Genomic DNA, 20,495 nt, shown 5'->3' with positions numbered 1-20,495 from the left:
GGGAATATTGGGCTAAAGCCAAAACAAGATCATGTCAGGGAGAGACTCTAATGAGCGAATATAAACACGGCAGCATGGACATCAAGGTTCAGGAAAAAACCTTTGCGGGCTTTATGCGCCTGGTCTCTTGGGGGGCGGGCATCACCATCGGCGTGCTGATCTTTTTGGCGCTGGCCAACGGCTGATCGCACAAACAGTTGATGTGGCGCGTGGATGTTGCGCCCAAAGGGGTGAGCATGCGCCGTATCTTGATTGCTTTTCTTGCAGTGCTGTTTGTCGCCGCCTGCGGCACCGCAGAGCCGAAATGGGCCTCGGATGAGGCTGTGGCACAGGCGCGTTATGTTGCAGGTGGCCCGCCCTCAATCACGCTGTTCACGGTGCTGGCAACACGGGATGGATCTGGTGCGCATGCAGGCCTGCTGATCAACGGATCGCAGCGGGTGATGTTTGACCCCGCAGGCACCTGGCAGCACCCCAACCTGCCGGAGCGCAATGATGTGCATTTTGGCATGACGCCGCTGATGGTGGATTTTTATATCGATTATCACGCCCGCGAAACCTTTGATGTTGTTGAACAAACTATCATCGTTTCACCTCAGGTTGCCGAAATTGCGATGCGGCGGGCGATGGAATATGGCGCAGTGCCAAAGGCGCAATGCACGGTTGCGATTTCCTCCATTCTGCGCGGTGTTCCGGGGTTTGAGGGGATGCCAAACACCTGGTATCCCAAAAAGCTGATGAAGGATTTTGGCGCGCTTTCCGGCGTGAAAACCCGCACCTATACCGATACCGACACCAACGACAATCACGGCGTCCTCTTGGTGCAAGCGGGCGATCCCCGCCTGCAATGAACATCACCCTTTGTCGTGACCTGCCAGCGCATTTGCGTGATCCGGCCGCGGAATTATACTGGGATGCCTTTGGCAGCAAGCTTGGCCGCGTCATGGGGCCACGCCGCAGGGCCTTGGCCTATTTGCAACAATCGATGCGCGCGGATCACGCCATCTGCGCCCTATCGCCAAACGGCAGCTTGCTGGGGCTGGTCGGCTTCAAAACCCATATCGGTTCATTTGCGGGCGGTGGCCCCAAGGAAATGCGCGCCGTCTATGGCCGTTTTGGCGCATTATGGCGGATGGGGTTGATGTCCCTATTGGAGCGCGATGTCGAGAACGAGCGCTTCTTGCTGGATGGAATTTGTGTGCATGCCACAGCGCGAGATCAGGGGGTTGGAACGCAACTGCTGATGGCGATTTGCGATGAGGCACGCGCGCAAAACTATCCGGCGGTGCGGCTGGATGTGATCGACAGCAACCCCCGCGCCCGCGCCCTTTATGAACGCCTCGGCTTTGTTGCCGAGCATACGGACCAGCTTGGCCCGCTGCGCTATATCTTCGGGTTTGCTGCCTCTACCTCAATGATCAAACCGGTATAGGTCAATCAAACGTACCCGTCACACGGCCCAGCAACATGAAGGCGCGGGCGGTTCGGGTTTCGGCCAGATCGGCCAATTCGGAATCTGTGGCGTTTTGTTCGAATTCTGCAAATGTCTTATCAAAACTGCGCAGAAAATGGTGCGCCGCGTCACGAAATATCGGATCTTCACGCATACGGGCGGATGAAAGCGCAAGGCTGCTGCGGTCCCGGATCCCGCCCAGCGAGGCAATACCACGGCCCCTCTCACCGCTGGCGAACCGGCGCCAGACCTCGGGGCGGCAACGCTCGGGCTTGAGGTCGTCCATATAGATGCCTTCCTGGCTCAGCAGGGTCAGTACATCCTGCGCGGCACGAATAAGGCGCGAGGTTTTGCGATCTTCCAGCGCCAGCCGCAGGGCGCGGAAACCGGCCTTATCCTCGGCGCTTTCAGGAAAATGCAGGGCGCGCACGAAATCACCGACAGACAGCGGCGCGCGCAGATCCTCTGCGGGGGTGCCAAGGGCCAGTGCGGCCTGCTCATCACTTTGCGTCTTGACCGGCATGGTCAAAGCGGCCTTGCGATCTGCCGATGGCACCGTCAGCGCGGTATCACGGCGCGAGGTAAACATGGCCAGCGCGCTTTCGGTTTTGCGCTGCGCGGCGGCGATTTCATCAAGCTTTTGTTCCAGCATCGGCTTGGCATTCGGGTTTTGCGGCAGGCCGGCATAGGATTGTTGCATCTGATCAACCGCAATCCGAAGCTGCCCTGCCTCAGCGCGCAGGCTTCTGATCGTGCGCGCCGTGGCAACAATACCCCAAAGCAGGGCAAGCGGTAACAGCACCACGAGGACCATAATCAAGAAGGACAAGGGGCCCGTCAGAATGCTCTCGGGTGCAAGAAAGAATTGCGCAACAACCGTTACCAGCCAAATCACGGCCAAACCTGCAGCCAGTTTGTCAAATGACGCAAGGCCGGGCTGGTCTGTCGAAGGCGTGGGGTGGGGCTGTTGGGTCATCACTCTCTCTCGATTCGCCAGATCCTAGATATATTTGATCGCAAGCACTTCATAGCTGCGCTGGCCACCGGGGGTTTTGACCTCGGCGGTATCCCCCTCATCCTTGCCGATCAGGGCGCGGGCCAAGGGTGAGCGGATGTTGAGCAGACCTTTTTCCAGATCGGCCTCTGGCTCTCCGACGATCTGATAGGTGCGTTCTTCATCCGTGTCCTCGTCGACCAGTGTCACAGTCGCGCCAAATTTGATTGTACCCGAGAATTTGGTCGGATCAATCACATCCGCAAGCGACAAAATCGCCGCGATTTCTTTGACCCGCCCTTCGATAAAGCTCTGCTTTTCGCGGGCGGCGTGGTATTCGGCGTTCTCCGACAGGTCGCCATGCTCACGTGCGTCCGCAATCGCGCGGATCACAGCAGGACGTTCCACTGACTTCAACTGCTTCAACTCTTCGTCCAACGCGATATAGCCCGCGCGTGTCATCGGAATTTTTTCCATTGGCCTACTCATAAAAGTAAGAAAGTCACAGCCGTTGCGGGCCATGACCTTGTTTCGGTTTGCTTCCCGCCACCCAACAGCAGCCGCGCAGCAAATGCAAGCGTTATGGCGGGGCATGGGCTGCTTCCTGCGTAACTTTGCGGCGAATCGATGCGGTTATGATTGAAACCGCAGTCCGGCTGCGGTAGCCATTCACGAAAGAATATATCGGGGCAGCGCGCAGATGCGCCTGAAAAGAAGCGAGGGGATAGCCACATGGCCGAGATTGAGCGCGAAGCGATGGAATATGATGTTGTGATTGTGGGGGCTGGCCCTGCCGGTCTGTCAGCGGCAATCCGCCTCAAGCAGCTGGATGCAGATCTGAATGTGGTCGTGCTGGAAAAAGGCTCCGAAGTTGGCGCGCATATCCTGTCAGGCGCGGTGCTGGACCCAAGCGGGCTTGACGCGCTGCTGCCCGATTGGCGCGATATGGGGTCGCCGATCAAAACCGAGGTGGTTGAGGATAATTTCTTTATGCTCGGCGAAGGCGGCCAGATCCGCATCCCGAACTGGCCGATGCCGCCTTTGATGAACAACCATGGCAATTTCATTGTCTCTATGGCCAATGTCTGTCGCTGGATGGCCGAAGTCGCCGAGGGGTTGGGCGTCGAGGTGTTCCCCGGCATGTCCTGTTCGGAATTGGTTTATGGCGATAAGGGTGAGGTCAAGGGCGTCGTGGCCGGCGAAATGGGGCTGTCTGCCGATGGCACCCCCGGCCCGAACTATGAACCGGGGATGGAACTGCACGGCAAATATGTGTTCCTGTCCGAAGGCGTTCGCGGCTCGCTGGCCAAAGAGGTGATTGCAAAATACGACCTCTCCAAAGGCAAAGAGCCGCAGAAATTCGGCCTCGGCATGAAAGAGATCTGGGAGATTGACCCCGCCAAGCACAAGCTGGGCACCGTCACCCATACGATGGGCTGGCCCTTGGGCAGCAATGCGGGCGGCGGCTCGTTCATCTATCACATCGAGGGCAATCAGGTTTATGTCGGTTTCGTGGTGCATTTGAACTACCAGAACCCGCATTTGTACCCCTACATGGAATTCCAGCGTTTCAAACATCACCCGATGGTGGCTGAGCTGTTGAAAGGTGGCAAACGTGTGGCCTACGGCGCGCGGGCAATCTCGGAAGGGGGCTGGCAGTCGATGCCCAAGATGGTCGCGCCGGGCGTGGCGATGCTGGGCTGTTCGGTTGGCATGGTCAACGTGCCGCGCATCAAGGGCAACCATAACGCCATGCTCTCGGGCAAGGCCGCAGCCGAGGCCGCCCATGCCGCAATAGGCGCAGGCCGCGCCAGTGACGAGCTGACCGCCTATGAGGAAGAGGTCCGCGGTGGCGCGATTGGGGCCGACCTGAAAAAAGTGCGCAACGTCAAACCCTTGTGGTCGAAGTTCGGGCTTGTCGCCTCATTGATGGGCGGGGGCTTGGATATGTGGACGAACACGATGGGCTTTTCGCTGTTCGGCACGCTGTCTCACGGCAAAACCGATGCGGCGGCGACCGGCAAGGCCAAGGATTTCGCGCCGATCGCCTATCCCAAACCCGATGGGGTGCTGTCGTTTGATCGGCTGACCAATGTGGCGTTCTCCTTTACCAACCATGAGGAATCGCAGCCCGTCCACCTCAAGCTCAAGGATCCGTCGATCCCGATTGCCGTCAACCTGCCCGAATATGCGGAACCGGCGCAACGTTACTGTCCGGCGGGCGTCTATGAGGTGGTCGCCGAAGAGGGCAAGGACCCGCGGTTTGTGATCAACTTCCAGAACTGCGTGCATTGCAAAACTTGTGACATCAAGGACCCCAGCCAGAACATCAACTGGACCACCCCGCAGGGGGGCGACGGCCCGAACTATCCCAATATGTAACGTCCAACGCCTCGGCGCGTTGGAAAACTCACCTGACAATCACGCGAGGCGGGGGCAATCCCCGCCTTTCGCCGTTTTGGCGCATTGCCATGCCCCCCGCCAAGGATTAGCTTTGCCCAGAACCTGTTGGAGGCCTTTTTATGAAGTTTCGCCCCGTCATCGCCGTCATGCTGGCCCTGACCGCACAGCCCGCAATCGTGCAGGCCGAGGATATCGACAGCGGGGCCTATCTGGCGGCGCGCGTGGCGGGGGCAAGTGACGACTACCGCGAGGCGGCGCATTGGTTTACCCGCGCGCTTATCGCCTCCCCCCGCGATGTCTGGCTGCTGGAGGGGGCGATGGCAGCACAGATGGGCGCAGGCAATATGGCCGCGGCTTTGGCCGTTGCACAGCAGCTCACGTCGATCGGTGCAACCTCCCCAACGGCAAGTCTGGTCCTGATCGCCGATCAAGCCAAACGCGGCGATTACGCAAGATTGCAAGAAACCGCACAGGCCGAAGGCTCTGGCGCGCGCCTGCTTGACGGGTTGGTCAATGCCTGGGCCGCCCTTGGGGCTGGTAAGATGTCCGATGCGCTGGCCGAGTTTGACAGGCTTGCGAAAACCGATGGAATGCAAGCCTTCGGGTTGTTTCACAAAGCATTGGCGCTTGCCTCGGTCGGGGATTACGAATCTGCCGAAAATATCCTTTCCGGTGAGGCGGCCGGCACCATCAATGTGATGCGACGCGGCGTCTTGGCTCATATCCAGATCCTCAGCCAGCTGGAGCGGAACGAGGATGCGATTGCCCTGCTGGATAATGCCCTTGGCAATGACAGCGACCCTGAGCTCAAAGCCCTGCGCGCAAAACTGGTCGCCGGTGAGACCGTGCCTTATGACATCGTGCGCAACGTCACCGACGGGCTATCGGAGGTGTTCTTTACCCTTGCGCTAGCCCTGAACGGTGAGGCCTCTGACACATTTACGCTGCAATATGCCCGCGTCGCCGCCTACTTGCGCCCCGACCACAGCGAGGCGATCTTGCTCGCGGGGGCAATGCTGGAGAACCAGGAACAGTTTGAGCTGGCAACCGAAACCTATGCATCAGTGCCGCAAGCGGGGGGCAGCTTTCTAGCAGCCGAGATAGGGCGCGCGCGGGCGCTGAAAGGTGCGGACAAGCTGGACGCAGCGCTTGAGGTGCTCAACACCCAGATCCGCGCCTATCCAGATCAGCTTCCGCTGCGCCTGGCGCTGGCCGATATGCTCAGCGGGGCCAATCGCTGGGAAGAGGCATCCGCGGCCTATGACGCCGCCGTGGCCCTGATCCCGCAGCCACCCGTGGCCGGATATTGGGCGGTCTATTATTCCCGCGCGATCACACTGGAACGACAAAAGCTGTGGGATCGTGCCGAGGCCGATTTCCGCATGGCGCTGCGCTTGCAGCCCGAACAGCCGCTGGTCTTGAACTACCTTGGCTACAGCTATCTGGAGCGCGGCGAGAATTATGACGAAGCGCTGGACATGATCGAGCGGGCCGTCATCCAGCGCCCCGGCAGCGGCTATATCATCGACAGTCTGGCCTGGGGCTATTTCCTTGCCGGTCGCTATGAGGATGCGGTGGAACCGATGGAGCGCGCCTCGGTGCTGGAGCCGGTCGATGCGACCGTGACCGACCATCTGGGCGATGTCTATTGGGCGGTGGGCCGCAAGCTGGAAGCGAACTTCCAATGGCGTCGCGCGCTCTCTTTTGACCCCGAGGAAGATCTGGCAGCACGCATCCGCCGCAAGCTGGAAATCGGGCTTGATGCGGTTCTGGCCGAGGAAGGCGCACAACCCCTGACGACTGATGATAACTGAGGCGGCACCGGCCAAGATCAACCTGACCCTGCATGTGACGGGGCAGCGGGCGGATGGTTACCATCTGCTCGACAGTCTGGTGGTTTTTGCCGATATCAACGACCAGATCACCGCCTGCCCGGCGGAGGAGTTGCGCCTGACGGTTGATGGCCCTTTTGCGGCGGGGCTGGGGGGGGATGATAACCTTGTGCTGCAAGCTGCGCGATTTTTGGACCCAGGACGCAAGGCCGCGATCACCCTGACGAAGAACCTGCCCGTGGCCTCTGGCATCGGTGGGGGGTCTGCCGATGCGGCGGCGGCTTTGCGGGCCTTGTCGCGGCTGTGGGATCTGCCATTGCCACAGGATGTAACGGCCTTGGGGGCGGATGTTCCGGCCTGCTTGCACGCAAGACCCTTGCGCTTGCAGGGTATCGGGGACCGGATTTCTGCCCTGCCTGCGCTGCCTGCACTGGATATCCTTTTGGTCAATCCGGGGATAGGCGTATCCACGCCCGCGATCTTCAGGCTGCTGACGCAAAAGGAAAACCCGCCGATGCCCGAGGCCCTGCCACACTGGTCCAATGCTGCGGATTTCGCGAATTGGCTGGCCCAACAACGCAATGACCTTGCAGCCCCCGCCATGCAGCTTGCCCCTGAAATCAACGCGGTTCTGCAACGCCTACGGACAAGCAACTGCCTGTTTGCAGGAATGTCAGGGTCGGGCGCGACCTGCTTTGCGCTGTTTCAACCCGATGGCCAGAGCGCCAAGGCCGCCCAAGCACAGATTGCCGAAGAAAAGCCCGGCTGGTGGGCGGCGGCAGGCAAGGTCAATTGATCCGCGACACCACGTAATCCGCAAGGCCGGTCAGCATATCGCGCAGGGGATGTTCGGGCAGAACCTCCAACGCCGTTTTGGCCTTTGCCACCCAATCGAGTGCGTCCTGCCGGGCCGCCTCCATCGCGCCGTGACGGGCCATGATCGCCATTGCCTGTTCCAGATCGCCCTCTTGCTGCTTACCCTTGGCGATGGTGCGCTGCCAAAAGGCGCGCTCCTCGGCATCAGCCAGCGCAACAGCCTTGATTACAGGCAGCGTCAGCTTGCGTTCACGGAAATCATCGCCCAAATTCTTGCCGGTCGCTTCGGTGCCGCCATAATCCAGCAGGTCATCCACGATCTGAAAGGCAATGCCCAAAGCATCCCCATAGGCAAAAAGCGCGGCAACCTGATCTTCGGAAGCCCCGGCGATAACGCCGCCCACCTCGGTCGCCGCCGAGAAAAGCGCTGCCGTCTTGCCGCGGATCACTTGCAGATATGTCGCCTCGGTCGTGGCAAGATCCTGCGCCGCGGTCAGTTGCAAGACCTCCCCCTCGGCAATCGTCGCAGAGGCATTGGCCAGAATATCCAACACCCGCAAAGAGCCGGTTTCCACCATCAGCTGAAAGCTGCGCGACAACAGGTAATCGCCGACCAAAACCGAGGATTTGTTGTCCCACAACAGATTCGCCGTCGGCCGCCCGCGCCGCTGCGCGCTTTCGTCCACCACATCATCATGTAACAAAGTTGCGGTATGGATAAATTCCACCGTCGCCGCCAGATGCACATGATACGGGCCCTCATACCCACAAAGACGCGCCGCCGCCAAAGTCAGCATCGGGCGCAGACGCTTGCCGCCCGCATCAACCAGATGGGCGGTCACCTCGGGGATGCGTGGCGCATGGTCGGATGCCATGCGCGTACGGATAAGCGTATTCACCGCTGACATATCCGCAGCCAGCCATTCGGCCAAGCGATCCTGCGGCTTCAACACATCCCGATCCATCTTCAACTCCGCCTTTATTCCGGTATCGCCAACAGCGTGGCCAATTCCCTCGACAGTTCACGGCCTAACGACTATGTCCAAGGTATGAAAGAGCTTTTACGCACCACAGATCCAACGATCATTCCATGGGCCACCGCCATTCTGCAGGGCGAAGGTATAGAGACCTTTGAGCTGGACGTCCATATGAGCGTACTTGACGGATCGATCGGAATTTTGCCGCGCCGCTTGATGGTCAGCGACAAGGATCTGTTCGTCGCGCGCGCCGTGCTTGCCGACAACAATATACCGACAGGCCAGTAAAAAGCCCGCCCGATCTGTGCCCCCAGATCCTGCACGCGGCGCTATGTCGCAAGCAGTTCCACCCGTATTCCAGACGAAATTAATAAGTTTCACCTAATTGTCAGCAATCCCCCGCCACCGCGCTCCGGTTTCTCGTGACAATGCAGGCAAGTTATGTTGCACTGTTATGACGGCAACTGAATTTAGGAGGATACAGATGACTATCGCCTCGCATTTGCAGGAACTGAACCGCAAGCATGAGCACCTCTCGTCTATGGTTGAAAAGGAACAGCGTAGCCCCGGCACCGATACCTTGAAGATTGCCGAATTGAAAAAGCAGAAACTCAGGCTGAAAGAAGAGATCGCCCGTCTGGCACAATAAGACCAGCAGCGGTTTTACATAGCCGCTTAACCTGCGGCGCTGGCGCGAGCTGCCAGTGCCGCCCCGGATGTGATAAGCACCGTCGCCAGTGCCAGTGACCAAGTCGCCTCGGCCATCCCTGCAAGAACGAGCACCAGAGTCGACAGCAACGGTGCTGCATAGGATGCAACGCCCAAAAGCTGTATATCGCCCTGCTTCATCCCCATATCCCAAGTAAAAAACGCGGCCCCCACCGGTCCCAGACCCAGCGCCAGAACCGATGCCCAGCCCAATGCCCCTTCGGGCCAGACGCGTTGCTCTAACCCCAGATGGGCAAGCAACGACAGGACTGCGGTCGCAATGCAAAATACGGTCACACTCTCGGTCGGAATCGCCCCGAAATAGCGCGATACAACTGAATAGCTGGACCAGGTCAGCGCGCATAAGAACGCAAGCGCCAAGGCCGGAAGCGATGCACTTGCCGCACCGCCGCCAGCCGACACCACAATCACCCCCGCTCCGACCAAAGCGATAAGCGCGCCCATAACATGCCCCTTGCGCAGGGTCTCACCCGGCAAAAGTCCCGAGAACAGCACGATAAACAACGGCCAAAGATAGGCTATCAAACCGGTAGAGGCATTGGGGCCCCAACGAAACGCCGTGAAATAAAAGAAATGATATCCGAAAAGCCCAAGCGTTCCTAAGACATAAACCTTCCAGTCAATCTTTGCCAACACCCCCAGACCTGCACCACGCGCAGTCCAGACCAAACCAATCGCCCCACCGATACCAAAACACATCGCACAGAGTAGAAACGGCGGCGTCGGCGCCGAACCAATGGTGAAAAGCGCCAAAAGCGCCCACATCAGAACCGCCGTAAATCCGATGCCAGTGGCTTTCTTGCGTGTCATCATTGGCATCCTGTTCGTGGTGTTTGCGGGCCTTAGATTAGGCCGGTATTAAGCGTTACAAAGAATCCGGTAAATGCGGAGCCATTTCGTCCGGCAGGGCATATAACTTTGAAAACTGTCGGCCGAAAAGCTAGCAGGTTTTTCGTTCTAAACCCTAAATGAGACGAAATATCAATACTCAATTCACAGGCATCTCGAACGCACCATGAACGGAATAATTTTGTCATCGGAGTTTTGCGTCAAGCCAGTTTGGCCAAGATTATAGGTGAGCAAACTCATGAGGAAGTGGGCCGAGGGACCGAACCGAATGCCGAGACTGCCATACCTTACGCTTGCTCAAACAGATGTCTGACCTGCTATTGCGTCCTGTCGCTTTTTCTTTGCGGTCCCGAGGATGGCTGAAAAGAACGAGCAGAGCTCGTGATCATCTTCGCATCCCTTGGCCGCAACGCTGGCCCGTTCTCTGACGCTCATGTTGGTAGCGATGCTCGGTGAGCTGGATGCCGAGGTCGGTGGCAACATGGCTTTTTGCAGTGCCCGGACCGCCGATCAGCATCATATCCTCGGCCGCATGCACGAACTCACCGTGATGGGGTTGAAGGACTAGGGCTTCACGGATTTCGCTGAAGGCCAGATCGAAGCCGGTGAGGTCCTTATAGGTCGGAAAGCGGGCGGCAGTGGCATTTGCGACAGGATCGGGCACGCTCGCAGCATAACGCATTTTCAGGCTACGCGACATGATGGCGATGGTCGCGCCGACTGAATCATGGCGCATTGCGCACTCCTTTCCGAGCGCGCAACCCATCATCGCATGCGACATTGACTTTGGGCTGCTTGACCGGCCACAGGGCGGTTGGAAAGCCAATCTTTAGCGGATCGGGCCGTTTACCATCCAGCATCTTGTGGAACAGATTCAGCACGTGGATTTTGGGCGATCCGCTGACGTCAGTTCCGCTGCGCAAGGCACCGCCTTCTCGTCATGTTGAAAGCAATGCCTCTGGCATGACGTGCTGCAAGGCCCGTGAAAAGATATCGACCATTTCGCGGCCCCCGCGGGGCTGCCGTAGTATCGTCGCCTGCAGCGAGCTTGATGCGCACGCCGCCTCTAACCTTTCCATTAACGCGCAACGGCCGCAGGAACTGAGATATTCAAGCTTGGCCGCTCGACGCCCTTGCCTGATTTGCGCTGATCAGTCATCAGCCATTCTGCGTTACGCTTGGCATAAAGGTCCTGCCTGCTGCGACGATCCGGCGCTTGAAACGCAGGCTCAGTAATCCCCTCCCACAAATAATACTTGATCGTATTGCAAGACACGCCCATCCGCCGAGCGATCTCGCGAATGGGCATCTTGTCGCGTAGCATTAATTTGCGGATAACTTCCAAAAACCCAAATCTGACACTCCACGTGCCGCCAACAGATTCAAACCAGGAAAGGTGGCACATGGCGCAATTCTCAACGACATTTCCTGCGGTTGTCGGCCCAGTTCGCAATGACAATCGACATCCATGGGGCCGCCGAACGGCGGTACTTCGGATGCTATATCTGACCTTTCGATCGTGCATCCGATAATAAATCGTGCATCCGATAATAAAACGGACGCACTTGAGGAAGAGAAGAACCGATTTGTAAAAATGGCTTAACCAGTTATTTTGAGCGGCGCCCCCAACTTCTAATGGTGTGGGGTCGCGGAATTCACGCGAACCTATTTAATTTAATCGCATGTATAATCTTGCACCTGCTTGATGTTTTTGAGGTTGTATTGGTCGCACTATTTGTGTCTGATCGGGTGGGATGCGCTGGATGGCAGCCCCATGCTTTTGGGCCCATTTCATTAGCTTTTTGCTGATGCAATCGGGTCCTCTGTCTATTGTCCGGCAAGGGTTACGCGTCGCATGATCCCGTGAGGCGCAGTTTCAACACCTGCTCGTAGCAGATCCGGCAAACCCTTTTTTTACCTTCTCATGAATGTGTAAGAGCACTGCCAACGAATTGTATCCAAGGGCGCGCTTCACATACAGCGAATGCAGGAAGCGCAGGACGAACGCCCAAGTTTTGGGGCGTCGGCCAGATCAGTCAGCAGATCGGTAATTTCTTTGTTCTCTGGCCGTAACTTGCAGCCCTAACGATCATAAGTTTCGCTGATCCCGCAGACCGGCGTTATGCTGCCTAAGCGCCGTGGCACAGCGTTCCGGGCCATCTCACGGCGTTGGCCCACCGCAATGAACGGGGCCGCGTCATGTTTTTCCAAGGGTCTCCTTCAGCACCACAGCTTGCTTACTCCGATCCGCATAAACAGACTTCAGACTGCGATTTCTTGTTCGGCCCCGAACTTGAACCAATGGCGTTTGTGCCTCACTCCGTCTTTTTCATCTGGCTGACCATGGAGGCAACTATTACCCGGCATGGTCTCGCAAAGCAAAAACCCAAAAGCGCACGCCACAATGCTTTGCCTGCTAGTTGTAGGGTGACGCACTGCCTCTCAGCGGTTGCAGAAAACACTGAGGGGCACATGCCATGCTCACCCCGCGTTAGGCACTGGCTTGGCCAAGGGTTGCAAGAATTGGGGTGCGCTGCATCTGTTCATCGTCACCTGAAACTCATCGTTCATCCTGCCAAGAACATTCCACTTCCACAGCCTTTTATTGTCGGTGTGGGATTAACATTTCTTCGCGTTGGTCGCAAATACGGGCCTTTTCTCGGTAAACCTAAACTCACCCATAAGACATGCAGGCACCAAAAAAACACGGACGGTAAGAAACTCACCGTCCGTGTCCTATAATTCGGAATGGCTCGACAAAAAGCCTGCACCGTCTCGAGTCAGATCGATCGCTACGCTAGACGAAATACTGCCCGCCATTCGCAGTAATTGTAGAGCCTGTGATAAAGCCCGCATCATCCGAAGCCAGGAAGACGACACAGCGTGCAATCTCTTCCGGTTCTCCCAGACGCCCGACGGGAATTTGCGGAATGATCCGCTCTTTCAAGACTTTTTCATCGATGGCACGCACCATTTCGGTACCGATATAACCGGGACAAATCGCGTTCACGGTGATACCCGCCCGCGCACCCTCTTGGGCCAGTGCTTTGGTCATTCCCAAATCGCCCGCTTTTGCTGCCGAGTAATTCGCCTGACCAGCTTGGCCTTTCTGGCCGTTGATCGACGAGATATTGATAACACGGCCGAATTTCCGGTCACGCATCCCGCCCCAGATCGGGTGAGTCATGTTGAAAACACCTGAAAGGTTGGTGTCGATCACCTCTTTCCACTGCTGCGGCGTCATTTTGTGGAACATCGCATCACGGGTGATACCTGCGTTATTGACGAGAACCGCAATCGGGCCAAGTTCTGCCTCAACCTTAGCCAAACCAGCGGCGCAAGCATCGTAATCGGCCACCGACCATTTAAAGGCTTTGATGCCGGTTTCTGCGGTGAACTGCGCCGCCGCTTCGTCATTGCCGGCATAGTTGGCGGCAACAGTATAGCCTGCAGCCTTCAGTGCGACCGATATTGCAGCCCCGATCCCACGGGTCCCACCGGTGACGACAGCAATCTTTGACATATTACCTCCTAAACGTTGTTGATTTAACAAGTGTTATCCACAAAGCGCAGTGGGCGCAACATTGTTGCGCCCACATTTATATCATTCCTGAGATTTAGCTGTTGTTATGGCCGTTCAAGGCACATCGCCACACCCATGCCACCACCGATGCACAAGGTCGCAAGGCCTTTTTTCGCATCGCGCCGCTTCATCTCAAACAACAAGGTATTAAGGATTCGCGCGCCCGAAGCACCGATCGGGTGCCCAATCGCAATCGCCCCGCCATTCACGTTCACAATGTCAAGATTCCAGCCCATTTCCTTGTTCACAGCACAGGCCTGCGCGGCAAAGGCCTCATTTGCCTCGACCAGATCAAGCTCGGATGCAGACCAACCCGCTTTGTCCAATGCCTTGCGACTGGCATGAATCGGGCCGGCACCCATGATCGCCGGGTCAAGACCCGCGGTGGCATAGGATGCGATCCGCGCGAGCGGCGTCAGGCCACGTTTCTTGGCCTCTTCCTCTGTCATCAGCAAAACAGCCGCAGCCCCATCATTAAGGCCCGAAGCATTTGCCGCCGTCACGCTGCCATCTTTGGTAAAGGCGGGGCGCAGCTTTTGCATCGCCTCAATCGTCGCGCCGTGACGGATATATTCATCCGCATCAACCACGGTATCGCCCTTGCGACCCTTGATGGTAAATGGAACAATCTCGTCCTTGAAACGCCCGTCTTTTTGCGCGGCTTCTGCCTTGTTCTGGCTGGCCACAGCAAAGGCGTCTTGCGCAGCGCGGTCGATCTGCCATTTCTCCGCAACATTCTCGGCGGTTTGGCCCATATGGTAATTGTTGAACGCATCCCACAGACCGTCTTTAATCATGCTGTCGATGAACTTCATATCGCCCATCTTTTGCCCTTGACGCAGATTTGCGACATGGGGCGCCATCGACATATTTTCCTGACCACCCGCAACAACAATGGACGCATCACCCAACTGGATATGCTGGGCTGCAAGCGCCACAGCCCGCAGGCCCGAACCGCACACCTGATTCAACGACCAGGCAGAGCTTTCTTGCGGCAAACCAGCAAGAATATGCGCCTGACGCGCCGGGTTCTGGCCCTGACCAGCGGTCAAAACCTGCCCCAGGATGGTTTCATCCACATCAGCCTTGTCAATCCCTGCGCGGGCAACCACCTCGGTGATAACGGCGGCCCCCAACTCATGCGCGGGCGTGTTCGCGAATGCGCCGTTAAAGCTGCCGACGGCAGTCCGTGCTGCTGAAACGATTACAACATTTGTCATGCTTTGTCCTTCCCCTGTGCCGGCCCGTTTGCCGGAATACGGGCGAGGAATACCCTCGCCGCCCAGCAGTATGGCTAAGGCCAAACCCGTACAAAAGCAAGGTTTTCGCATAACGCGGAAGGGAATTGCCGTGACAAGCGACCATATGCCACCGACACGTTATTTGATATTGTGCTTCCAGCTAGGGCGCACCGTTGGCGCACCAAAAAGAAAGCCCTGCATGCAATCGATGCCCGCAGCCTGAAGCCATTCAGCATCCTCGACCGTTTCCACGGACTCCGCGATGGTCATCATTTCAAAATGTTTCGCAATCGACATCAGCGCACGGGTCAGCGCCTGATTGTCCGGATCGCGGTGGATGTTGCGGATGAACTGCCCGTCGATCTTGACCACATCAAAAAAGAAATCCCGAAAATAGCGGAAAGCCGTCTGCCCTGCCCCGAAATCATCCAGTGCAAAGGATACACCAAAGGTTTGCAGGTCATCCATGAAGGCCACAACCAGTTCCGGCACCATCATGGCAGAGGTCTCGGTAATCTCCAGTATCAGCCGCTCACCAATGGTATTATCCGCCGCCAACCCCTTGCGCAAAATCCGCATCCAGCGCGGATAGCCGACCGAGCGGGCCGACATATTCACCGAAAGTCGCACATTCGGAAAGCGGGCAAGGGTGGTCAGCCCGATATCCAGCGCCAGACAGTCGATCTGGCGTCCCAGTTCGTCCCCCTCTACCGCATCGATAAAATCACTTGCGGGGATCACACGGCCCGTCGGGTCAATCACCCGCACCAACCCTTCATAAAAAGCATTGCGTGATGGATCCGACCCTAGCACCACGGGTTGATAGGCAAGCTTGATACGCTTCTCTTTTATGGCTTGGCGCACCATATCTATCGTATCGGCCTCACGCGCCGCAACGACAGCCGCAAGCGGGCTTTCATCTTCGATCTGCCGATCTATCCGTGAAATTAGTGCCATATCCGTACCTCAGCTACCGAGCGGGAATCCGCTGTTCAGCCGTCACAATGCCGCCTTGAAAGTAAAGGGCTGGTAAAAATTCGCGGTTTGTTCCAATTTTAGACAAATTTCCCCTCCCAGCGAAAGCGCCCCAATGACCAGTTGCACATGGCCCGGCACCGACCCGATGTATCTTGCCTATCACGACAGCGAGTGGGGCGTTCCGGAATGGGACGGCCGCGCGCTGTGGGAAAAGCTCATCCTTGACGGGTTTCAGGCGGGGCTGTCGTGGATCACGATCCTGCGCAAACGCGAGGCCTTTCGTGAGGCCTTTGCGGGCTTTCATCCCGAAGTCATTGCCAAATGGGGCGAAGAGGACGTGCTGCGCCTATTGGCCAACCCCGGCATCGTGCGCCACCGCGGCAAGATCGAGGGCACGATCAAATCCGCCCGTGCCTATCTGAAAATCGAGGCGGAAACGGGGTTTGCCAAATGGATGTGGGCCTATGTGGACGGCACCCCCATTCAGAACCGGATGCAGAGCATGGAGGATGTGCCGGGCTTTACGCCCCTTTCCACACAAATCTCCAAGGATCTGAAAAAGGCAGGCTTTACCTTTTGCGGGCCGACCATCGTCTATGCCTTTATGCAGGCGACAGGGATGGTCAATGACCATCTAGTTGACTGCCCTTGCCACGCCAAGGTGGCGGCACTGGCGCGCCCTTAGTCTTGGGTCAATGCCGCGAGCATCGCGCGGGCATCCGCGCTGTCCCATTCGGCATCACCGATCATACGCGCGACCTCTTGCCCTTCGGGGTCAAGGATAACGGTCACCGGCAGGCCAAGCACGCCCATCTTGCGGGCCAGTGCCGATTTCGGGTCCAGCAATGCCGGCAGGTTCTCTACACCGATCTCGGCGAAAAACCGTTCTATGGCGGGGGGCGGGTTGCGCCCTGTGGCCACGGTTACCACGTCAACGCCCGTTTGCGCCGAATCCGCGGCCAGCCGTTCAAGGCTTGGCATCTCGTGGCGGCACGGCGCGCACCATGTCGCCCAAAAGTTCAAGACAACCCAACGGCCATCCCATTCCGCCAGCGACCTGTCCACCCCATCAAGATCCTGCATCCCCATTTCCGGCAGGGGTTTGGCCGCATCATGAAAGGCCAGTTTGCGCATATCGCCCGCAAGCACAGCCTGCGCGGCGGCCACATCGGCCTGCGCCATGTTTGCACCAAGCATCAAGCCGGTATAAAGACAAAATAACATCTTCCGCAGCATAGTCTCTTCCCCTCAAAGGCAGGCCCCATGACCCAATCTTCCAAACCCGCAAATTCCCCCGCAAATGCCATGTGGGGCGGCCGCTTTGAAGGCGGCAATGACGCGATCATGCAAGCGATCAATGCCTCGATCGGGTTTGACCGCCGTCTGGCCGCGCAGGATATCGCAGGCTCTCGTGCCCATGCGGCAATGCTTGCGGCACAGGGTGTGATTACCTCTACTGATGCAGAGACGATCCGTGAAGGGCTTCTCACGGTGTTGTCAGAAATCGAGGGGGGAAATTTCGCCTTTAGCGTGGAGCTGGAAGATATCCACATGAATGTGGAGGCGCGCCTCAAAGAAATCATCGGAGAGCCTGCGGGCCGCCTTCATACGGGGCGTTCGCGCAACGATCAGGTGGCGCTCGATTTCCGGCTTTGGGTGCGCGATCAATGTGATGCCGCGATTACGGGGCTTGAGGCGCTGATGAAGGCGTTTCTGGCGCAGGCAGAGGCAGGCGCCGATTGGGTGATGCCGGGCTTTACCCATCTGCAAACCGCGCAGCCGGTGACTTGGGGGCATCACATGCTGGCCTATGTCGAAATGTTCGCCCGTGACCGCTCGCGGTTTATCGACGCGCGCGCACGGATGAACGAATGCCCCTTGGGGGCCGCCGCCCTTGCAGGCACCTCCTTCCCGATTGACCGTGAGGCCACCGCCGCCGCTTTGGGTTTTGACCGCCCCACGGCCAACAGCCTTGATTCGGTCTCCGACCGCGATTTCGCGTTGGAGTTCCTGTCCGCCTCCTCGATCTGCGCGATGCACCTGTCGCGTTTTGCCGAGGAATTGGTGATCTGGTCCTCGGCCCAGTTCCGTTTTGTGAAACTGTCGGACAAATGGACGACGGGTTCCTCGATCATGCCGCAAAAGAAAAACCCCGATGCGGCAGAGCTGTTGCGCTCCAAGCTGGGGCGGATTTTGGGGGCCACGGTGGCGCTGTTCACGATCATGAAGGGGCTGGCGCTGACCTATTCCAAGGACATGCAGGAAGATAAGGAACAAACCTTTGACGCCGCCGACAGCCTGATGCTGGGCCTTGCCGCCATGACTGGCATGGTCAGCGATATGGAGGCACTGCGCGACAACCTGAAGGCCGCCGCCGCCTCGGGGTTCTCGACCGCGACGGATCTGGCCGACTGGCTGGTGCGCGAATTGGGCATGCCCTTCCGCGACGCACACCACGTCACCGGCAGCCTTGTGGCCATGGCCGAAAAAGCCGGGATCGACCTGCCCGACCTGACGCTGGAACAGATGCAATCGGTGCATGGCGGTATCCGCGCGGATGTGTTTGACGTGCTCGGTGTGGATAATTCGGTGCGCAGCCGGATGTCCTATGGCGGCACGGCCCCCGAACAGGTCCGCGCGCAAATCGCCCGCTGGCAAGAGCGGCTGGCATGAGGGGCCTGCCCCTCATCCTGTTGGCCCCGCTATTGCTGGGGCTGACCGCCTGCACCGATCCCGGCCTTTATGCCGGGGTTGGCATCGGCCCCAATGGTGTTAGCGTAAAACCCGTAGCCACCGCCCGTGTGGGTGGGGCGCGTGTCTCTGTCCGACCATAACGAGGAACCCCGATGCGTATCCTGCCCGCCCTGCTCGTTACCCTGATCCTTGCGGCTTGTGGCGCCGATGGCGTGCCAACCGCGCCCGGCGCCGATACCACACAAGACCCGCGCATCGGCGAGATATTTGAGTGATGTCGCCCCTGCGCATGGCCTATCTGGCGCTTGCGGTTTGGGGCGCGCTGCATCCGATGTATTGGTTCATCGCCCATATGCAGACGACAGACAGCGGGCTGCGCGGCTTAATCGATGCGTGGTACGCCAATGCCGCAACCACGGGGCTGACCTGGGATCTGACGATCGCCGCGGTGGCCCTGACCCTTTGGATTCTGGCCGAGACCGCCGTGCGCCGCAACTGGTCCGCCCTGATCGCCATTCCGGCCTGTTTTTGCATCGGGCTGTCTTGCGCTCTGCCGCTTTACCTCTTTTTGCGCACGCGGGCGCCTTGACCCCGCAAAACCACGTGGCTTTTCCTTGGCTTTCCATTCGTGATAGAGATCATCCAAGCAAGTTAACAAAGGGCGCGTGATGGATCATTTTCTTTATAAAAACGGTGCTTTGCACGCCGAGGATGTGGCCATCGCCGATATCGCGGCGCAAGTGGGGACGCCGTTTTACTGTTATTCCACCGCCACGCTGACCCGCCACTACCAGCTTTTCACCGAGGCGCTTTCCCCCCTGCCCCATCTGGTCTGCTTTGCCATCAAATCGCTGTCCAATCTGGCGGTACTGAAAACGCTGGCCGATCTGGGGGCGGGGATGGATGTGGTGTCAGCCGGCGAATATCTACGGGCAAAGGCGGCGGGCGTTCCGGGCGATAAAATCGTCTTTTCCGGGGTTGGTAAAACCCGTGAGGAAATGCAGCTGGCGCTGACCGGCGGCATCCGTCAGTTCAACGTCGAATCGGAACCGGAAATGCGTGCCCTGTCACAAGTCGCGCATGGCCTTGGCCTTATCGCACCCATCACCATCCGCGTGAACCCCGATGTCGACGCGAAAACCCATGAGAAAATCTCGACCGGCAAGAAGGGCGATAAATTCGGCATCCCGATTTCGCGCGCCCGCGAGGTTTACGCCGAGGCGGCCTCTTTGCCCGGGCTGGAGGTGGTCGGCATCGACGTGCATATCGGCAGCCAGCTGACCGCATTGGAACCCTTTGAGACCGCCTATCTGAAAGTGGCCGAGCTGACCCATGCCCTGCGCGCGGATGGTCACAACATCCGGCGGCTGGACCTTGGTGGCGGCTTGGGCATCCCCTATGCCCGCGACAACTCCGCACCGCCCTTGCCGATGGAATATGGCGAAATGGTCAAACGCACCGTCGGCGATCTGGGCTGTGAGATTGAAATCGAACCTGGCCGGCTGATCTCGGGCAATGCGGGGATTATGGTCAGCTCCGTGATTTATGTAAAAGAGGGCGAGGACCGCGATTTCCTGATTATCGATGCCGCGATGAATGATCTGGTGCGCCCGGCGATGTACGGCGCACATCACGACATCATCCCCCTTATCGAAGCCGAGGCAGGCGCCGAACAGCGCGCCTTTGATATCGTCGGCCCGATCTGCGAATCGGGCGACACCTTTGCCAAGGGACGCAATATGCCCCCCTTGACCGAAGGGGCCTTGATCGCCTTCCGCTCGGCGGGGGCTTATGGTGCGGTGATGGCCTCCGAGTATAATTCCCGCCCGTTGGTGCCCGAGGTTTTGGTCCGCGGCGATCACTTTGCGGTCATCCGCGCCCGCCCGACCTTTGACGAAATGCTTTCGCGCGATACCATACCCGAATGGCTGTGATCCGCAGCGCCC

At 58.3% G+C, this 20,495-nt stretch carries 24 protein-coding genes; 14 read left to right on the top strand and 10 right to left on the bottom strand.

Annotated elements, in window-relative coordinates; genetic code table 11:
* Positions 1 to 50 precede the first annotated feature (50 nt).
* From AKU94_RS14980 to AKU94_RS14970, 3 genes are read left to right on the top strand one after another with little or no spacing between them, the layout of a single operon-like run.
* Positions 51 to 185, top strand: coding sequence for an aa3-type cytochrome c oxidase subunit IV (locus AKU94_RS14980; protein ID WP_050528066.1), 135 nt, complete (start codon positions 51 to 53; stop codon positions 183 to 185).
* A 51-nt stretch (positions 186 to 236) separates the two neighbouring features.
* On the top strand, positions 237 to 851 hold the full coding sequence (locus tag AKU94_RS14975) for a hypothetical protein (RefSeq protein ID WP_050528157.1): 615 nt from the start codon (positions 237 to 239) through the stop codon (positions 849 to 851).
* The gene (locus AKU94_RS14970; protein WP_050528065.1) at positions 848 to 1,432 is read left to right on the top strand and encodes a GNAT family N-acetyltransferase; all 585 of its coding nucleotides are present in this window, start codon (positions 848 to 850) and stop codon (positions 1,430 to 1,432) included. The genes AKU94_RS14975 and AKU94_RS14970 overlap by 4 nt, the downstream gene beginning before the upstream one ends.
* Position 1,433: 1 nt before the next feature.
* Here the strand turns inward: AKU94_RS14970 and AKU94_RS14965 are convergent, their stop codons facing one another.
* Both AKU94_RS14965 and greA read right to left on the bottom strand, forming a co-directional pair.
* Positions 1,434 to 2,429 (bottom strand): hypothetical protein, encoded by a 996-nt coding sequence (locus tag AKU94_RS14965; RefSeq protein WP_050528064.1) that lies wholly within the window; start codon positions 2,427 to 2,429, stop codon positions 1,434 to 1,436.
* A 24-nt stretch (positions 2,430 to 2,453) separates the two neighbouring features.
* A complete protein-coding gene (greA, locus tag AKU94_RS14960) occupies positions 2,454 to 2,924 on the bottom strand; it encodes a transcription elongation factor GreA (protein ID WP_050528063.1) in 471 nt (156 codons plus the stop codon).
* Between the two features lie 255 nt (positions 2,925 to 3,179).
* Here greA and AKU94_RS14955 point away from each other — a divergent pair, with 255 nt between their 5' ends.
* From AKU94_RS14955 to AKU94_RS14945, 3 genes are all read left to right on the top strand, one after another.
* The gene (locus AKU94_RS14955) at positions 3,180 to 4,829 is read left to right on the top strand and encodes an electron transfer flavoprotein-ubiquinone oxidoreductase (RefSeq protein WP_050528062.1); all 1,650 of its coding nucleotides are present in this window, start codon (positions 3,180 to 3,182) and stop codon (positions 4,827 to 4,829) included.
* 140 nt (positions 4,830 to 4,969) lie between these two features.
* A complete protein-coding gene (locus AKU94_RS14950; RefSeq protein ID WP_050528061.1) occupies positions 4,970 to 6,664 on the top strand; it encodes a tetratricopeptide repeat protein in 1,695 nt (564 codons plus the stop codon).
* On the top strand, positions 6,657 to 7,478 hold the full coding sequence (locus AKU94_RS14945) for a 4-(cytidine 5'-diphospho)-2-C-methyl-D-erythritol kinase (RefSeq protein WP_198144924.1): 822 nt from the start codon (positions 6,657 to 6,659) through the stop codon (positions 7,476 to 7,478). Before AKU94_RS14950 ends, AKU94_RS14945 begins: the two co-directional genes overlap by 8 nt.
* On the opposite strand, the gene AKU94_RS14940 is transcribed toward AKU94_RS14945, so the two are convergent.
* Positions 7,471 to 8,463 (bottom strand): polyprenyl synthetase family protein, encoded by a 993-nt coding sequence (locus tag AKU94_RS14940; RefSeq protein WP_050528059.1) that lies wholly within the window; start codon positions 8,461 to 8,463, stop codon positions 7,471 to 7,473. The genes AKU94_RS14945 and AKU94_RS14940 overlap by 8 nt on opposite strands.
* A gap of 84 nt (positions 8,464 to 8,547) precedes the next feature.
* On the opposite strand from AKU94_RS14940, the gene AKU94_RS14935 reads away from it, so the two are divergent.
* Together AKU94_RS14935 and AKU94_RS14930 are read left to right on the top strand one after the other, a co-directional pair.
* Entirely contained in the window at positions 8,548 to 8,763 is a 216-nt protein-coding gene (locus AKU94_RS14935; RefSeq protein WP_050528058.1) for a putative signal transducing protein, read from the top strand.
* A gap of 196 nt (positions 8,764 to 8,959) precedes the next feature.
* Entirely contained in the window at positions 8,960 to 9,124 is a 165-nt protein-coding gene (locus AKU94_RS14930; RefSeq protein ID WP_083445088.1) for a YdcH family protein, read from the top strand.
* Between the two features lie 26 nt (positions 9,125 to 9,150).
* Here the strand turns inward: AKU94_RS14930 and yddG are convergent, their stop codons facing one another.
* The 6 genes from yddG to AKU94_RS14895 all read right to left on the bottom strand — a co-directional run bounded on the left by yddG (position 9,151) and on the right by AKU94_RS14895 (position 15,834).
* On the bottom strand, positions 9,151 to 10,014 hold the full coding sequence (yddG, locus tag AKU94_RS14925; protein ID WP_050528156.1) for an aromatic amino acid exporter YddG: 864 nt from the start codon (positions 10,012 to 10,014) through the stop codon (positions 9,151 to 9,153).
* A 424-nt stretch (positions 10,015 to 10,438) separates the two neighbouring features.
* The gene (locus AKU94_RS14920; RefSeq protein ID WP_050528056.1) at positions 10,439 to 10,789 is read right to left on the bottom strand and encodes an ATP-binding protein; all 351 of its coding nucleotides are present in this window, start codon (positions 10,787 to 10,789) and stop codon (positions 10,439 to 10,441) included.
* Positions 10,790 to 11,131: 342 nt separating this feature from the next.
* Complete coding sequence (locus tag AKU94_RS14910) at positions 11,132 to 11,458, bottom strand: hypothetical protein (RefSeq protein ID WP_050528054.1); 327 nt, start codon at positions 11,456 to 11,458, stop codon at positions 11,132 to 11,134.
* 1,392 nt (positions 11,459 to 12,850) lie between these two features.
* Positions 12,851 to 13,576, bottom strand: a complete 726-nt coding sequence (phbB, locus tag AKU94_RS14905; RefSeq protein WP_050528053.1) for an acetoacetyl-CoA reductase — start codon at positions 13,574 to 13,576, stop codon at positions 12,851 to 12,853.
* Between the two features lie 104 nt (positions 13,577 to 13,680).
* Positions 13,681 to 14,856 (bottom strand): acetyl-CoA C-acetyltransferase, encoded by a 1,176-nt coding sequence (locus AKU94_RS14900; protein ID WP_050528052.1) that lies wholly within the window; start codon positions 14,854 to 14,856, stop codon positions 13,681 to 13,683.
* 159 nt (positions 14,857 to 15,015) lie between these two features.
* Positions 15,016 to 15,834, bottom strand: a complete 819-nt coding sequence (locus AKU94_RS14895; RefSeq protein ID WP_050528051.1) for an EAL domain-containing protein — start codon at positions 15,832 to 15,834, stop codon at positions 15,016 to 15,018.
* A 133-nt stretch (positions 15,835 to 15,967) separates the two neighbouring features.
* On the opposite strand from AKU94_RS14895, the gene AKU94_RS14890 reads away from it, so the two are divergent.
* On the top strand, positions 15,968 to 16,540 hold the full coding sequence (locus AKU94_RS14890; protein WP_050528050.1) for a DNA-3-methyladenine glycosylase I: 573 nt from the start codon (positions 15,968 to 15,970) through the stop codon (positions 16,538 to 16,540).
* Here AKU94_RS14890 and AKU94_RS14885 read toward each other — a convergent pair.
* Positions 16,537 to 17,091: a TlpA disulfide reductase family protein gene (locus tag AKU94_RS14885; protein ID WP_050528049.1), complete on the bottom strand. Its 555-nt coding sequence runs from the start codon at positions 17,089 to 17,091 to the stop codon at positions 16,537 to 16,539. The genes AKU94_RS14890 and AKU94_RS14885 overlap by 4 nt on opposite strands.
* Before the next feature lie 27 nt (positions 17,092 to 17,118).
* On the opposite strand from AKU94_RS14885, the gene argH reads away from it, so the two are divergent.
* The 5 genes from argH (at position 17,119) to lysA (ending at position 20,483) form a co-directional block, all read left to right on the top strand.
* A complete protein-coding gene (gene argH, locus AKU94_RS14880; protein WP_050528048.1) occupies positions 17,119 to 18,528 on the top strand; it encodes an argininosuccinate lyase in 1,410 nt (469 codons plus the stop codon).
* On the top strand, positions 18,525 to 18,689 hold the full coding sequence (locus AKU94_RS19780) for a hypothetical protein (RefSeq protein WP_157056567.1): 165 nt from the start codon (positions 18,525 to 18,527) through the stop codon (positions 18,687 to 18,689). The genes argH and AKU94_RS19780 overlap by 4 nt, the downstream gene beginning before the upstream one ends.
* Before the next feature lie 12 nt (positions 18,690 to 18,701).
* Positions 18,702 to 18,824, top strand: coding sequence for a hypothetical protein (locus AKU94_RS20670; RefSeq protein ID WP_269744969.1), 123 nt, complete (start codon positions 18,702 to 18,704; stop codon positions 18,822 to 18,824).
* On the top strand, positions 18,824 to 19,138 hold the full coding sequence (locus AKU94_RS14875) for a DUF2834 domain-containing protein (protein WP_050528047.1): 315 nt from the start codon (positions 18,824 to 18,826) through the stop codon (positions 19,136 to 19,138). The genes AKU94_RS20670 and AKU94_RS14875 overlap by 1 nt, the downstream gene beginning before the upstream one ends.
* Before the next feature lie 79 nt (positions 19,139 to 19,217).
* The gene (gene lysA / locus AKU94_RS14870) at positions 19,218 to 20,483 is read left to right on the top strand and encodes a diaminopimelate decarboxylase (RefSeq protein WP_050528046.1); all 1,266 of its coding nucleotides are present in this window, start codon (positions 19,218 to 19,220) and stop codon (positions 20,481 to 20,483) included.
* Positions 20,484 to 20,495: the final 12 nt, after the last annotated feature.

It is taken from the genome of Pseudorhodobacter aquimaris (genome assembly GCF_001202025.1).
Taxonomy (GTDB): Bacteria; Pseudomonadota; Alphaproteobacteria; order Rhodobacterales; family Rhodobacteraceae; genus Pseudorhodobacter; species Pseudorhodobacter aquimaris.
Note: the sequence above shows the minus strand (reverse complement) of the source record. Positions and strands in the feature narration are given on the sequence as shown.

Bases quoted from the DNA above. Each gene is read 5' to 3' on its own strand.
- AKU94_RS14965 (WP_050528064.1), bottom strand. From the start codon at position 2,429: ATGACCCAACAGCCCCACCCCACGCCTTCGACAGACCAGCCCGGCCTT.
- AKU94_RS14970 (WP_050528065.1), top strand. From the start codon at position 848: ATGAACATCACCCTTTGTCGTGACCTGCCAGCGCATTTGCGTGATCCG.
- AKU94_RS14940 (WP_050528059.1), bottom strand. From the start codon at position 8,463: ATGGATCGGGATGTGTTGAAGCCGCAGGATCGCTTGGCCGAATGGCTG.
- greA (WP_050528063.1), bottom strand. From the start codon at position 2,924: ATGGAAAAAATTCCGATGACACGCGCGGGCTATATCGCGTTGGACGAA.
- lysA (WP_050528046.1), top strand. From the start codon at position 19,218: ATGGATCATTTTCTTTATAAAAACGGTGCTTTGCACGCCGAGGATGTG.
- AKU94_RS14975 (WP_050528157.1), top strand. From the start codon at position 237: ATGCGCCGTATCTTGATTGCTTTTCTTGCAGTGCTGTTTGTCGCCGCC.
- AKU94_RS14920 (WP_050528056.1), bottom strand. From the start codon at position 10,789: ATGCGCCATGATTCAGTCGGCGCGACCATCGCCATCATGTCGCGTAGC.
- AKU94_RS14875 (WP_050528047.1), top strand. From the start codon at position 18,824: ATGTCGCCCCTGCGCATGGCCTATCTGGCGCTTGCGGTTTGGGGCGCG.
- AKU94_RS14895 (WP_050528051.1), bottom strand. From the start codon at position 15,834: ATGGCACTAATTTCACGGATAGATCGGCAGATCGAAGATGAAAGCCCG.
- AKU94_RS19780 (WP_157056567.1), top strand. From the start codon at position 18,525: ATGAGGGGCCTGCCCCTCATCCTGTTGGCCCCGCTATTGCTGGGGCTG.
- AKU94_RS14950 (WP_050528061.1), top strand. From the start codon at position 4,970: ATGAAGTTTCGCCCCGTCATCGCCGTCATGCTGGCCCTGACCGCACAG.
- AKU94_RS14900 (WP_050528052.1), bottom strand. From the start codon at position 14,856: ATGACAAATGTTGTAATCGTTTCAGCAGCACGGACTGCCGTCGGCAGC.
- phbB (WP_050528053.1), bottom strand. From the start codon at position 13,576: ATGTCAAAGATTGCTGTCGTCACCGGTGGGACCCGTGGGATCGGGGCT.
- AKU94_RS14885 (WP_050528049.1), bottom strand. From the start codon at position 17,091: ATGCTGCGGAAGATGTTATTTTGTCTTTATACCGGCTTGATGCTTGGT.
- AKU94_RS14935 (WP_050528058.1), top strand. From the start codon at position 8,548: ATGAAAGAGCTTTTACGCACCACAGATCCAACGATCATTCCATGGGCC.
- AKU94_RS14980 (WP_050528066.1), top strand. From the start codon at position 51: ATGAGCGAATATAAACACGGCAGCATGGACATCAAGGTTCAGGAAAAA.
- AKU94_RS14955 (WP_050528062.1), top strand. From the start codon at position 3,180: ATGGCCGAGATTGAGCGCGAAGCGATGGAATATGATGTTGTGATTGTG.
- AKU94_RS14910 (WP_050528054.1), bottom strand. From the start codon at position 11,458: ATGTGCCACCTTTCCTGGTTTGAATCTGTTGGCGGCACGTGGAGTGTC.
- argH (WP_050528048.1), top strand. From the start codon at position 17,119: ATGACCCAATCTTCCAAACCCGCAAATTCCCCCGCAAATGCCATGTGG.
- AKU94_RS20670 (WP_269744969.1), top strand. From the start codon at position 18,702: ATGCGTATCCTGCCCGCCCTGCTCGTTACCCTGATCCTTGCGGCTTGT.
- AKU94_RS14890 (WP_050528050.1), top strand. From the start codon at position 15,968: ATGACCAGTTGCACATGGCCCGGCACCGACCCGATGTATCTTGCCTAT.
- yddG (WP_050528156.1), bottom strand. From the start codon at position 10,014: ATGACACGCAAGAAAGCCACTGGCATCGGATTTACGGCGGTTCTGATG.
- AKU94_RS14930 (WP_083445088.1), top strand. From the start codon at position 8,960: ATGACTATCGCCTCGCATTTGCAGGAACTGAACCGCAAGCATGAGCAC.